Raw genomic sequence first — 14,098 nt, forward strand, 5'->3', positions numbered from 1 at the left:
ATCCATTTTATAATCTATCCCCGTATGCAAGCTGCAGGGTCGAGCTTATGCCTTGTATTCTATTCCTTTTCACCATTCTTTTTTAGCATGAACACAAAATCTACTTTCCGGATGTCTTCTCTGCGCAAAGCCGCCTTAGGGCTAGCCGCCTTAGGGCTAACAGTGGGCGCGGCGCAAGCGCAAACGGTTTATGGACTCTCTGTTACTGGTACAACTACTGCTAGCTTAGTTACCTTCAACGCTACTACCCCAGGTACATTCACGGCTACGGTACCCATTACGGGGGTTACTGCTGGCCAAACGATTGTTGGTATTGATGTGCGCCCCAATACGGGCCAGTTGTTTGCGCTCGGCTACAACCCAACGGGCACTCAGGCACAGATGTATACCATTGACCGTACAACAGGCGTAGCCACAACTGTGGGCACGGCCCTGACCTTGAACTTAGGTACGAACGTGGCCCGCATCGGCTTTGACTTCAACCCTACGGTGGACCGTATTCGGGTAGTAAGCGGTGCCGGCACCGATTTTCGCCTGAACCCCAACAACGGTGCCCTAGCTGCTACCGACGGCAACTTGGCCTACGCAACTGGAGATGCCAATGCCAGCCAAACGCCAAGCGTAGGCTCGGTAGCATACACCAATAGCTACATTGGTAGCACGGGCACAGACCTCTACGACATTGATGAGGCTAATAGCCGCCTGGTCATCCAGCGTCCTCCAAACAATGGCACTCTGGTTACGGTAGGGCCCCTAGGCATAGCTACCGATGGGGCAGGCCAGATTTCCGACCTGGATATTTATTTCAATCCAACTACTAGCACGAACGTAGCTTACCTCAGCACGGCCACCATCACCAGCCTTACTGCTGCTACCTCCACGCTGTACACGGTTAACCTAGCCACGGGTGCTACCACGTCTGTTGGCCCGCTGGGCACTGGCCCATTGGTGGTTATTTCTGACATTGCGTTTGCCATCGACCGGCCTACCTTGCCTGCTATTACGGGTCAGTTGGCCTACGCTCTTGCTGGCACCAACCTAATTTCGTTTGACACGGCACTACCTACCACCATCCGTGGTTCGGTGGGAATTACGGGCATTGACGCAGCCCAAACCCTAGTGGGATTGGATGTGCGCCCATTAAACAATGCGCTGTATGCGCTAGGGTACAATGTTACTACCCAAACTGGGCAGCTGTATGCTATTAACGCTACCACAGGCGCAGCTACTTCTATTAGTGGCTCACTGGCTCTGGCGCTAGGTACGGGCAGCATTGGCTTCGACTTTAACCCGACGGTAGACCGCATTCGGGTAGTAGGTGCCAATGGCAATAACTACCGCCTAAACCCCGTAACCGGTACGCTAGCCGCTACCGATGGCGTGTTATCCTACGCTGGAGGTGGTACGCCAAACATTGGGGCGGTGGCTTACACTAACAGCTTCACTGGGGCAAGTACTACCTCAGGTACTACCCTGTACAACTACGATGAGACCTTGAACCAGCTTAACACCCAAAGCACGGCCAATCCTCCCATGGACGGGCAGCTGACGGCAGTAGGCACTTCCGGCATCACCGTAAACACAACTACTCCTAACGTAGACATCGACATCTACAGCACCGGCGCGGGCGTAAACACGGGCTACTTAGTAGCTACTACGGGCACCTCGCCCAACAGTGGCTTCTATACCCTCAACCTGACAACTGGCGCCGCTACGCTGGTGGGGAACATCGGCAATGGCATTACGGTGCGCGATATTGCCATTGCAGGCGCGGCTGGCGTTGCTACCAGCACCCGGGCCGCAGAATTGGCTACTGGCTTTATTCTGTCGCCAAACCCTGTAGCGGGCGAAGCTACTGCCGCTTTCACTCTGCCCCGTGCTGGCCAGGCCGAACTAACTGTAATTGATGCGCTGGGTCGCACTGTGGAACGCCTCAGCCCCGGCAAGCTGAATGCTGGTACGCATTCGGTGCGCTGGCAGCCAAGCTCACGCACTACGGGCCTCTACTTCGTGCGTCTCTCTTTAGATGGCCAACCTGCCGGCACGCAGCGCGTGTTTGTACAGTAGTCATTCCATACTTAATAAGAAAAGCCGGCTCACACTGCGTGGGCCGGCTTTTTCTTGTTGGTATATGGTGTATCAAGCGGCACCTGCTCAGAGGGTCATTTCCTGCTGAGCTAGCGCGGTGTAGTCGCGAAGAATGGTGCGTAGGAAAGGCTCATCCTGGAGGTCCGTATGAATGCCAGTGAGCGTCTTAACCTTGTTAGCTACCTCATTCAGCAGCACAAAGTTGTCGCGGCGCAGGGCTTGCGCAAGCAGGCGGCGCACCAGGGCAATGTCGTGGTCGGTAAGCTGGGCTACCTGAGGAAATACTACTTGGTAGTTAGGTGGTACGTTACCGAGATTGAGTTCATCGGGGGCGGCGGGGCGCAAGCTCACAACGGTAGTACCAGCGGCCAGGTCGCCGAGGCGCTGCCCACGGCCAGTTATGATAATGCACAGCAGGGCTACTACCCCACTGGTCATTTGAATTTCAAAGAGGGCCAGCAACCAGCGCAACAGGTAGTCGCCTACGGAGGGGCGGGTACCATCCACGCGCGTCACCTTTATGTGGCGCATGTGCTTTCCCAAACTCTGCCCTCCGAAGAAGATTTCGCACAGAGGATGGTAGAGCAAGGCCGGAATGACAATAAGAGCAATGGCCAGAATACCCTGAGAGGTACTAGAGTTCAGACCGTATTGTACCACAAATCCACACACTACAGTGTAGATTCCGAGTACTAGGCTATCGATGATATGGGCCACCAGCCGCTCGCCCACGCTGGCAATTTCATACTCCACCACCACGTTTTGGGCAGTCTGAATGCGAATTGTACTCATTTAAAATAGAAAAAGAAGTTGGCCGGTGGCTGCCACCCCGAAACCTGTATATTTGGACTGTGCCACTACGTGGCACCCGTATTTTACTTGTCTTATCGGCAGTTTTGCATATGCGTGAAGCGGTATTTCTCCGCCAGAACCAAGAGCGCTGGCACCAGTATGAAACACAGCCAGCCGCGGGTCCCGATGAACTAGCCCAGCGTTTTGTGGAGTTGACCGATGATTTGTCGTATGCTCGCACCTTCTATCCAGGTTCAACCACTACGACCTATCTCAATGGCCTGACGGGCAAGCTACACCAGGCCTTGTATAAAAACAAAAAGGAAGATGCGGGGCGCTTTGGGCGGTTCTGGCGCCGGGAGCTACCGCTGCTGGTAGCTCGTCACCGCTACGCTTTGCTCGGCAGCTTTCTGTTCTTTTTGCTGTGTACCATTATTGGGGCCTTGTCAGCGGCGCTGGATGACACCTTTGTACGCGTGGTGCTGGGTGACTCCTACGTGAATCAGACCCTAGCCAATATTCGGAAGGGTGACCCCATGGCCGTGTACAAGGGCAAGGATGAAACGTTGATGTTCCTGACCATCACTCTTAACAATATTAAAGTGTCGCTCTATGCCTTTGCGGGCGGCATTACTGGTGGGTTCCTCACTACCTACTTGCTTTTCAGTAATGGGCTGATGCTGGGCTCCTTTCAGTATTTTTTTTACCAACAGGGTGTACTACTGCCGTCGGTACTCACTATTTGGATACACGGCACCCTAGAAATATCAGCCATTATTCTTGCCGGAGGAGCGGGCTTAGTACTGGGAGGCAGCCTGCTGTTTCCAGGTACCTACTCCCGCCGCGACTCCCTCCGCCGGGGTGCCCGCGACGGCATGAAGCTGGCCCTAGGCTTAGTGCCCATATTCATCATGGCGGGGTTTCTGGAAGGATTTGTTACGCGCCACACCGAAATGCCTCTGTGGGCTAGCCTCACCATCATAGGCCTCTCAGCCGCGCTTATTCTGGGTTACTTTGTGGTGTATCCTTGGTGGGTATACCGCCGTGGATCAGGGCTGCCAGTTTCTTCTGCTGTCTAATTATTGTTGCTTGCTTACCATGCGCCACTTGTCATTCACGCAACCGTCAGATTTTTTACAGGAACGAAACTTCGGGCAGAAGATAGAGGCTACGTTCGATTTTTTGCGGGTTCATTTCCGGCCTCTCCTACGGGTACTGGTCGTTCTTGTGTTGCCCTTGGCCCTCGTTACGGGCATTGCGTCGGGCCTGCTCCAGAGCAAGCTAATAAATGCTATAAGAAACGTGAGCACGCAGCCCAATAGCACTATTGGTTTTGTAAATGACCTACTGACTTCGCCCAGTTACTCGCTTACTATTCTGGGTGGAATGCTGCTGTTTGTAGTATTGCAGCTTACGGTCTACAGCTACGTGCTCGTAAGCATGAACCGGCCTTCCCCCGCAGTCCCAGTAACCATAAGCGAGGTGTGGGAAATGGTCAGGAAACGCTTCTTGGGTATGCTAGGCGTATCCCTGAGCCTTGTTCTACTATTCTTAGTGGCCAGCATGCTGCTGTCTCTTTTCTTCGGGCTACTAGGCAGCGGCCTTGCAACGCTCAGTTCATCGGGAGCCTTTTTCCTTATTATCCCACTCACTTATATAGCTATTGCCTACATAGGCGTTACGCTTTCCTTATTCTTCATTGTGTGGCTACGGGAGCGGAAGGGAATGTTTGCCAGCATTAGGCGCTGCTTTCAACTAATCAAAGGCAAATGGTGGTCTACGTTTGGCCTCCTGATTGTGGTAGGCCTCATTACTACAACAGTTATGGTCCTTCTTCTCAGTGTACTTGCGGCCATGGCTTTCCCCTTTGTAAAGCAGCTAAGCCAACTATCTGATCAGCTGGTTAAACTACTCTTGATTGTAGCTGCCTCGCTACAATCCCTTGCAATGCTCGGTGTTCTCCCCGTGTTTATCTTAGCCATCTGCTTTCAGTATTTCAACTTGGTTGAGCGCCACGATGGAGAAGGCCTGTATCTACAGCTGGCTAGCCTAGGCCAGGCGCCTCCGGCAGCAGCGCCTAGTGTTCTACAGCCTGATGAGGAGGGTGAGTACTAACAGCTAATCACCGTCGTTTTTCGCCTTATTCTGCTTTTGCCGTGGCTGTGGTGCCGTTATCCTTTCTCTGTCGCATAGTTACTACTAGCGTAAGCCGGACACTGCTGGCAGCACTGCTATCTGTGCTGTTAGTAGCTGGAGCCTGCGAGCGAGCCTGGGCCCAGGCGACTCGCCCAGGCGTGCAGCGGCCGAAGCCCTTACTACCCCCCAAGCCGCCGGCACTCCCACGCGACTCACTAAAAGCTTCTGTGCGAAAAAGGGCTTCTCCAATAGTGCTGCCTCTTGCGCAGGGACCTCCTACCGCGTTGCGCCAGCCCAGGGCGGCCCGCCTCCGGGCGCTCCGCGAGCAGCGTGCATTTCAGTACGTAGAAATAGAGGAGAACCGAGAGTCGCCCAGCGTGTGGTCGTTGTTCTGGAGCAAACTCTGGGAATGGCTAGGAGGCTTATTTTCGGGGCCCACGTATGAGACGAAAGGGCGCTACGTAATATACGGCTTGTTCGGGGCAGCCCTGTTGTATGTTGTGCTGCGCCTACTCAAGCTCGACCTGACCACCGTGCTAGGCCGCCGTGCTCGTACCCTGCCTCTTCCCTACGAGGCCATGCCCGAAAACATTCACGCGGTTGATTTCGGCCGAGCATTAGCGGACGCCGAAGTGGCCGGCAATTACCGCCTAGCGGTGCGCCTAGGCTACCTGTTGGTTCTGCGCAGGCTAACTGAGCAGGGCTTGATTCAATGGCAACCAGACAAAACCAACTACGAGTATGTGCGGGAAGTAGCTGGCACCCGCTGGGCAGCTGACTTTACTGTTCTCACCCGCCAGTTTGAATATGTGTGGTACGGGGAGGTAGCGCTTACGGCAACGGCCTATCCTGCTCTGCGCGAAACCCGTGAGCATTTTCTTTCGCTACTTACCCGCGCTGCCGCGTAGCCACGCATGAGCCGATTCCGCTTGTTTCTGCTAACGTTGGGGGTGCTGTTCGTGGCATTCGTAGCAGTAGAATACTTCCGACCTCAGCCGACGGATTGGACGCCCACTTACATCAACCGGGATAAGATTCCCTATGGCACCTTCGTGCTCTACGATGCGCTACCCGATCTATTTCCGGGGCAAGACATCCGTACGACGCGCTTGCCCATTGCTAATCAGCTTCTTCCGACTCTGGATGCCAACACCGACCCCGACTCGGTAGTATCATCTACCTACCTGCCGCCGCTTACCTCGGCCCGAGCATCGTACCTATTCGTTGACGGCCATTTTGCTTGCTCACGCCTCGACCAGGATGCGCTCCTGCGGTACGCGGCCCGCGGCAATACAGTGTTCATTGCCGCCGAGTCGCTTGACGATGTATTGGCTGATACCCTACACTTGTTTATCCGCTCTAGTCTGCGGCTGGACAGCATTCTTCGGCAGCGCATGCTTCTCCACACCAAAGGCAAGCGCGCCCAAGCAACTTTTACCACGCTAGAACTGGTAAATCCGGCTCCTGGCAGTCCACGCCGCTTTCGGTTTCCACTCCCTGACGTAGGTTGGCATTTCGTAGCCTTGGAAAACTGCCGAGCCACGGTGCTAGCCCGAGATAGGAGCCATAACCCGGTATTGGTGCGCGTACCCGTTGGCAAAGGAGCTTTCATTCTGAGTTCTACCCCGGCGGCGTTTAGCAACGTGGCCCTGCTTCAACCAAGCACTGCCCCGTATGCCTTTGCCGCTTTGTCGCAGTTACCGGCCAATCAGGCGGTCCTCTGGGACGAATACCAAAAGCAGGGCCCTACAGGCGAACAGTCGTTGCTGCGGGTAATACGGCAGCACGAAGCTTTACGCTGGGCTTGGTACACTGGCTTGGTAGGCCTGCTGATTTTTGTGGGCTTCAAGGCGCGGCGACGTCAGCGCATTATTCCCATTATTAAGCCGCTGCCCAACACTACACTGCTATTTACGCGCACTGTCGCCTCTCTCTACCGGCAAGGGTCCGATCATTCCCTCATTGCCAACAAAAAAATCAACTTATTCCGAGAGCAATTACGGCTACGCCTGCAAGAACCAAATCTGGACCTGCTTGATGAGTCAACCCGCGACCGAATGGCCCAGAAGGCGGGTGTCCCACGTCAGCAAGTTGATGAACTCATTAAGCTCATACATAAGGCACAAACGGCACCACAAGTCTCAGATGCCGATTTGCTTCGTCTAAGCCGTGCTATCAGCAGCTTTAGCGCCGCTGCTTTCTGACCTATTTCTTATGCTAACCTACTTACTACCCTATCTCATCTATTTCTTACCTACTTTCCAGCGAACTTGAACAGCGTAATCTACCAGATGAAAAAATTGTATTGTATCTCGTTTTGTAACTTATCAAGTATATAACTATTCCGCGAAAGCACTATTGCCATTACCAGCTGTGTTTTCAAGTATATATAGAATGAACACATTTATATAATTCCGGTACATTCTCGCGTGCTTTTCTCTGTAGTGCAACTTATGGAAAACCCTCTAGATACTTCCTCCGACGCTCTTCAACCTACTACTCCGCCCTTAGCCCAGGGCACTACTGCGGATGCCGTGAACGTGGATAGTAGCGCTGGCCTCGCTCCGCTGACCGATTTTGGGCAACGCACCGATTTCAGTCAGCTCTCGGCGGCTACTGAGGCCGTACGACGCGAGCTGGCGAAGGTAATTGTGGGCCAGCACGAGGTAGTAGAGTTGATGCTGACGGCCCTGCTAGCCGGCGGGCACATACTTTTAGAAGGCGTGCCAGGCGTTGCCAAAACCCTAACCGCTAAATTGCTCGCTCGTACGCTGCAGGTGTCCTTCAGCCGCCTCCAGTTCACGCCCGATCTGATGCCTTCTGACGTACTAGGCACCTCTATTTTCCGGCCCCAACGCGGCGAATTTGAATTCAGGCCCGGTCCTATCTTCGCCAGCGTGGTGCTTATTGATGAAATCAACCGGGCGCCGGCCAAGACCCAATCGGCCTTGTTTGAGGTGATGGAAGAGCACCATGTTACGCAGGATGGTACCACCTACCCGGTGCCTGAGCCTTTCCTGGTTTTGGCCACTCAAAACCCCGTAGAGCAAGAGGGCACCTACCGCCTACCGGAAGCTCAACTTGACCGCTTCTTATTTAAGCTCAACGTAGGCTACCCTTCTACCGAAGAGGAGGTGGCTATTTTACAAGGCCACCACAGTGGTTTTGGAGGCGTACCTACGGAGGTAGTCCAGCCCGTACTATCAGCCACCAACTAGCCGACATGCGCCAGCAGGTGCGCCAGCAGCACATCGAGCCCAAACTACTGGAATATATTGCCCGCTTGGTTGGCCAAACCCGGGCGCACAAAGGCCTGTATCTGGGAGCTTCGCCTCGGGCGTCCATTGCACTTCTAAACGGTGCCAAGGCCCTAGCCGCCTTGCGTGGCCGCGACTTCGTGACGCCGGAGGATATTCAGTATTTGGCCCCCGTTGTCCTACGCCACCGCATTCAGCTTACGCCTGAGCGCGAAATAGAGGGCGGCACAACGGACGATATCGTCAAGCAGATTATGCAACAGATTGAGGTGCCCCGGTAGGCTCCGCCTATGGCACCAGCTACCTGCCAAGACCGCCTCACCAGCCATTTGTGCACTATAGATAACATAAGCAGCAAGATAGACCTGCTGCAGTGCGCGCGCTAACCAAACTACTTGCTTGAAAAGCTTTTTCCTGACCAGCCGCTTCTTCCTGGTGCTGGGCCTGCTGGTGGCGGGCCTTGTAGTAGCATTTCTGGTGCCTAGCTTGCTGGTTCCCCTGCAGGTGGTACTGGGGCTACTGGTGCTACTAACGGCTCTGGACGCTGGCCTTCTGTATGGTCCAAGCCGCGCTGGAAGCCCTGGCCCCCTATTTGGCCGCCGGGTGCTGGGCGATAAGCTAGCTAATGGCTCCGACAATGACGTGGCTATTTACCTGGAGAACTACTACCGCTTTGCGGTTCGCACGACAACTATTGACGAGATTCCGCACCAGTTTCAGCGCCGCGACGTACGGTTTCGGGCGGTAGTAGAGTCCGGGAAAACCCACGTTATCCATTACCAGTTGCGGCCAGTAAAGCGTGGGGAGTATGTATTTGGCCTGCTGAATGTCTTCGCAACTTCTCCGGTGGGCTTGGTACGCCGGCGCTTCCAGTTCGGACAAGAGCAGATGGTGCCCGTGTACCCGTCGTTTCTCCAGATGCGCCACTATGAGCTCTTAGCCATACACAACCGCCTTACCGATGTGGGAGTGAAGCGCATCCGACGAGTGGGCCACAGTCAGGAATTCGAGCAGATCCGCCCCTACGTGCCCGGCGACGACCCACGAGCTCTCAACTGGAAGGCTACCGCTCGCCGCGCAACCACGCCCGAGGCTGCCGACGCTCTAGTGGTCAATCATTACCAGGATGAGCGGGCCCAGCAAGTCTATTGCCTCATTGACAAAGGGCGGGTAATGCGCATGCCATTCGAAGGCTTGAGTTTATTAGACTACGCCATCAATGCCACGCTGGTAGTCAGCAATATTGCGTTGCTCAAGCATGATAAAGCGGGCTTACTCACTTTCGCCGAGAAACCCGGCCGCCTAGTGCCCGCTGAGCGCCGGCCGGGGCATTTGGGCAAGTTGCTAGAGGTACTTTACAAACAGCGCACTAAGTATCTGGAAACCGATTTCCAAGCGCTATACACGCAAATACGTACCCAGGTTCGGCAACGCAGCTTGCTGATTGTTTTCACCAATTTTGAGACGCTCAGTGCCATGCAGCGCCAACTGCCTTATTTGCGCCGCTTGGCTAAGTCTCACTTGCTGCTGGTAGTGTTTTTCGAGAACACCGAACTGCGCGAATACCTAGAAACGCCAGCTGCTACTACGGAGGACGTGTACAACCAAACCATTGCCGAGAAATTTGCGCAGGAGAAGCGACAGATCGTGTTGGAGCTCAACCGCTACGGCATTCACTCCCTTCTCACGCCCCCGCAGCAGCTTACCGCCAACACCATCAATCGGTACCTGGAATTTAAGGCACGAGGCTTACTATAAGTGGCCTCTTTTCTACTGAGGGAATGCCTCCAAGCGCAGTTCGTCCACCACTAAGCGCGTTGTGTTAGGGTGCCACAGTTTCACCGTTACCCGGTCGTAGGGCTCTTGCGGGGCCTTGATATCAACTGGCAGCGTACTTGCCCACCCTAATTCCAACGCCCGCTGTAGGCGCACCGACTTTTCCTTAACTACTTTATCTCCTTTACGAAAAGTTATAAAGAGCTGAGTCATATCCCAGGTATTCCAAACTGGCTCATCTGTGCGGGCCTGTACGGATGCGCGTAACCACTTTACGTCGCCCGGCTTTAGGTCAACGGAAAAGTCTGGGCTATTCTGGTGGTCTTTGTCTAGTACCAAGGAACATTTTCCTGCTAGGGCTGGCGTGGCACACATTTCGGCGGGCTGCTGCTCAAAATCCTCGGTTAATAGTACACGGGTATCTTTTGTAGAGCCAGTATATTCCGAATTGCTATCTAGTAGCAGCCGTGCATTGCGCGACACATTATATCGCCCTACGATGTGCCAGAAGTAAGCCCTACTCATCTCACCCGTTAGCAAACCACCACGGTGTGCCTGATGCGTCATCCAGATATTATAGTAGAAGCCCAGTAGGGCTACTACTGCGTATGCTAGCGCTGCCTTAGGACGAGCGAGTAGCCACCGCAAGGCGGCCGCCATTGGCCATGCCAGTACCGCATAGCTTTGTACCATTGCCCGCTGCCCTAATGAGCCGCCGTACCACCAGATGTCCCAAGCAAAGGTGACATAGATAAACAGAATGGTGAACACCAGCATGGCCCAAAAAGCCTCTGGAACCTGCCGCCGAAGTGCACCAAACCCAAACAGAGCAGTAAATAACAGAGGCGAATAGAGTAACCAACCTGCGCGGTAACTGAATAACCCCTCCCACAAATGAGGAAGCAGCCAACTAAAACCCTGATCCTGATAGCTATACACAATCCAGTTACCACTAGCATAATGCCAGTACAACGGCTGAATTAGTACGAAGGCAGCACCTCCTACGAGAGCCCATAGCCCATATGGCCAGTACCGACCCCAGAACAGAAACCGTTCCCGAAAGGCTGCCGCGGTAGGTCGCAGGCCCCAGCATAAAGGGAGCAGCGCAGCTAAGATTTCAGTGGGGCGCGTGAGCGTCATGATGCCCACTACTGCACCAATAGCCACTGCCCGACCCATAGTGGGCCGACGATAGAAACTCGGAGTAAGTGTAAGTAACACTGCATACCACGTAAACAACCAAATATGGGTCATGGCACCACCTATGGCAGCATACTCTAAATAGTTGGAACCTAGCACTAACACAATCATAGTTAGTGCAGCAGGCCACTCCCCAAAGCGCGGTACTAGCGCCCGACGTACCAGTGCTAATCCTAACAGGCCTACTAATACGCCACCTAGTTGAATCGCAAATTGGTACGGTTCGGAAAGGCCATTGTCAGGATACCCTAGGGGCTTAGCTAGCGCATGGGCTGCCATAAAGAATGGCAGTTCCTGCAGGGCCATACCCGAAGAATACTTCAGCACATAGTGGTTGCTGCCCGGTGGGCGAAACGCTTGATCAAAAGCAATGGTCGGCTGGAATTCCTTAATGATGCCCTCCCCAAAGCGTAAATCTTTCAGGTCGTGGTGAATGAAAACAGCAGGCAGATAGATGTAATAGCCATACGCATCCCATGATAACAGAGCCTCCGTTCCCTTTTTATTCCACTTCGGATAGTAGCCAAACGAAACCAGTAAGATAAAAACAGAGCAAAAGAACCAAGCCAAACGAGAGGGCGACTTCATGCAGTAAAAACAAAATAGCGTAAGGCATAATGCGCTGCAAAATGAGAAAAAACTGCCAGTTTCTGGCCTCGGCCCGAAGCTTGCTTACTTTGGGGCTCACACCTTCCGCCCTGCACCCGTTTCCAATGCCCATCCGCTCGCTTCTGCTTCTGTTGTTATTTTTGCTATGTGAGCCTCTCAAGGCTCAGCCTTCCGAAACCCGCGCACTGCTGCCAGTACCCCTACAAACCACTTGGGGCCAGGGGCGTTTTGCAGTGAAGCAGGCTTTTACTTGGCAGGTTTTCAAACCCGAGCAAAAAGCGCTTGGTGCGGGCACTGCCCTTGCCGACTCCGCTATTACGGAGCTAGTTAGTCGGTTAGTGCTGCCAGGTTTCACGCCTGGTCGCCCCTTTACGGCGGAGATGGCACGGCAGGCCCGCTTAACTACTCCCCTACCCTCTGCCAACTTGATTATTCAATACGGACGGATAGGCAACTTGCCGCAAGTAGGCGAGGACGAATCGTACTCGCTGCGGGTAACACCTATGGCGGTAGCCCTTACGGCGCCTACTCACCTAGGTGTGTTGCATGGCTTGGCCACGCTGCGGCAGTTAATTACAACAGAAAAAAGAGCTGTTTGGCTGCCAGAAGTAGATATTGTTGATAAGCCTCGCTTTGCTTGGCGCGGCTTGCTGCTCGATGCTGCCCGGCACTTTATGCCCGTGGCCGTGGTCAAGCGCAACCTGGACGCCATGTGGGCTACCAAGCTGAACGTCCTCCACTGGCACCTAACCGACGACCAAGGGTTCCGAGTGGAAAGCAACGTGTTACCTCGCCTGCACACTATTGGCGGCGAGGGACAGTTTTATACGCAAGCGCAAGTGCGCGAGGTGCTGCGCTATGCCGCTCGCCGTGGCATTCGGGTGGTACCGGAGTTTGACTTGCCCGGCCATACTACCGCCTGGATAGCCGCTCATCCTGAACTAGCCTCCAACGACTCCACCTATGGCGTAGCGAAGCGCTGGGGCGTGCTCAACATTGCTATTGACCCTACCAAGGAAACCACATATCAGCTACTCAATACTCTATTGGGGGAGATGACGGCCTTGTTTCCCGACCCCTACTTTCACATTGGGGGCGATGAAAACGATGGCCGCTTTTGGAAGCGTAACCCGCGCATTGCCCAGTACATGCGCAACAACAAGATGGTGACGGCCAAGGGCCAACTGGATAAGCACGCCCTGCAGACGGCCTTCAACCGCCGCTTACTGCAAATGCTGACCGGGTACCAGAAGAAAATGGTAGGATGGGATGAAATTCTGGGTCCCGGTTTGCCAGTTGATGCCGTTATTCAGAGTTGGCGGGGGCGAAAAGGGCTCTACGATGCAGTAAAAGAAGGTCACCCAGCCATCCTTTCCAATGGATATTATATTGACCTGAACTATAGCGCGGCTACCCACTACGCCAATGACCCACTCCCACAAGACGCTCCGCTAACCAACGAGCAAAAGCAATTAATACTAGGTGGCGAAGCTACCATGTGGGCCGAGTTTGCCGATTCAGTCATCATCGACTCGCGCATCTGGCCGCGCACGGCCGCAGTGGCGGAGCGACTGTGGAGCAGCGCCACCATCACCGATGTACCCGATATGTATCGTCGGTTGGCTTTGGTAAGTAAGGAATTGGAGGCCTTTGGGCTACAACACCGCCGCGCCCCTGAGCAGCTACTACGCCAACTGGCTGGCACTCCCACCGCTCTAGTGCCATTGCGCACGTTAGCTAACGTGCTGGAGCCGGTAAAGGAATATAAACGCCACTTTCAGGGCTTCAAATACACTACCCAAACGCCTCTCAATCGCCTAGTAGATGCAGCCCCGGCGGAGTCAGACGTGGCGCGAGAATTTGGTACTGCCGTGGATGGAATGCTGGAGTACTTGAAGCTGGCACCCACTGCCGACCGTTTTCAGGGTAAACCTAGCCGGGCGCTGCTGGCCTACCTCACAACTCAGGCCCGGCTGTGGCAAAACAATGATGTGCTGGTGCAGCCAGTATTACAGCAAAACCCTACTCTTCAGGAGTACGCCCCTTTATCTAGCCAACTGAGAGCTATTGCTACGCTGGCACTGGAGCGCCTGGAGCAACTAGAGAAAGGGCAAGCCCCTACTGCTGTCTGGCAAGCAGCGGCACTAAAGCAACTAGATGCCGCCAAAGCACCTGCTGGTCAAACTGAGCTAGCCGTTGTGCCCGCTATTCGGCGCTTGGTAGAAGTCAAATAAGAGGTA

General features: G+C 54.3%; 9 protein-coding genes and 1 pseudogene. 8 read left to right on the forward strand and 2 right to left on the reverse strand.

From position 1 onward, the window contains the following. The first annotated feature begins 87 nt into the window (after positions 1-87). Complete coding sequence (locus VI25_RS07310; protein ID WP_161806889.1) at positions 88-2,067, forward strand: DUF4394 domain-containing protein; 1,980 nt, start codon at positions 88-90, stop codon at positions 2,065-2,067. An 87-nt stretch (positions 2,068-2,154) separates the two neighbouring features. Here the strand turns inward: VI25_RS07310 and VI25_RS07315 are convergent, their stop codons facing one another. Then, entirely contained in the window at positions 2,155-2,880 is a 726-nt protein-coding gene (locus tag VI25_RS07315; RefSeq protein WP_045687799.1) for an RDD family protein, read from the reverse strand. Between the two features lie 110 nt (positions 2,881-2,990). On the opposite strand from VI25_RS07315, the gene VI25_RS07320 reads away from it, so the two are divergent. The 6 genes and pseudogenes from VI25_RS07320 (at position 2,991) to VI25_RS07345 (ending at position 10,031) form a co-directional block, all read left to right on the forward strand. Continuing rightward, positions 2,991-3,959 (forward strand): stage II sporulation protein M, encoded by a 969-nt coding sequence (locus VI25_RS07320; RefSeq protein ID WP_045687800.1) that lies wholly within the window; start codon positions 2,991-2,993, stop codon positions 3,957-3,959. 19 nt (positions 3,960-3,978) lie between these two features. Further along, entirely contained in the window at positions 3,979-4,995 is a 1,017-nt protein-coding gene (locus tag VI25_RS07325) for a hypothetical protein (protein ID WP_045687801.1), read from the forward strand. A gap of 272 nt (positions 4,996-5,267) precedes the next feature. Then, a complete protein-coding gene (locus VI25_RS07330; protein WP_052695075.1) occupies positions 5,268-5,924 on the forward strand; it encodes a DUF4129 domain-containing protein in 657 nt (218 codons plus the stop codon). 6 nt (positions 5,925-5,930) lie between these two features. Then, complete coding sequence (locus VI25_RS07335; protein WP_055562398.1) at positions 5,931-7,220, forward strand: DUF4350 domain-containing protein; 1,290 nt, start codon at positions 5,931-5,933, stop codon at positions 7,218-7,220. A gap of 363 nt (positions 7,221-7,583) precedes the next feature. Then, positions 7,584-8,554: pseudogene (locus VI25_RS07340) on the forward strand (AAA family ATPase). Between the two features lie 118 nt (positions 8,555-8,672). Beyond that, positions 8,673-10,031, forward strand: a complete 1,359-nt coding sequence (locus tag VI25_RS07345; protein WP_045687803.1) for a DUF58 domain-containing protein — start codon at positions 8,673-8,675, stop codon at positions 10,029-10,031. Positions 10,032-10,043: 12 nt separating this feature from the next. Here VI25_RS07345 and VI25_RS07350 read toward each other — a convergent pair whose 3' ends face one another. Continuing rightward, entirely contained in the window at positions 10,044-11,837 is a 1,794-nt protein-coding gene (locus VI25_RS07350) for a hypothetical protein (RefSeq protein ID WP_045687804.1), read from the reverse strand. A 125-nt stretch (positions 11,838-11,962) separates the two neighbouring features. Between VI25_RS07350 and VI25_RS07355 the strand changes: the two genes are divergently transcribed. After that, on the forward strand, positions 11,963-14,092 hold the full coding sequence (locus tag VI25_RS07355; protein WP_055562399.1) for a beta-N-acetylhexosaminidase: 2,130 nt from the start codon (positions 11,963-11,965) through the stop codon (positions 14,090-14,092). The last annotated feature ends 6 nt before the right edge of the window (positions 14,093-14,098 follow it).

It is taken from the genome of Hymenobacter sp. AT01-02, assembly GCF_000961955.2.
GTDB classification, from domain to species: domain Bacteria; phylum Bacteroidota; class Bacteroidia; order Cytophagales; family Hymenobacteraceae; genus Hymenobacter; species Hymenobacter mucosus.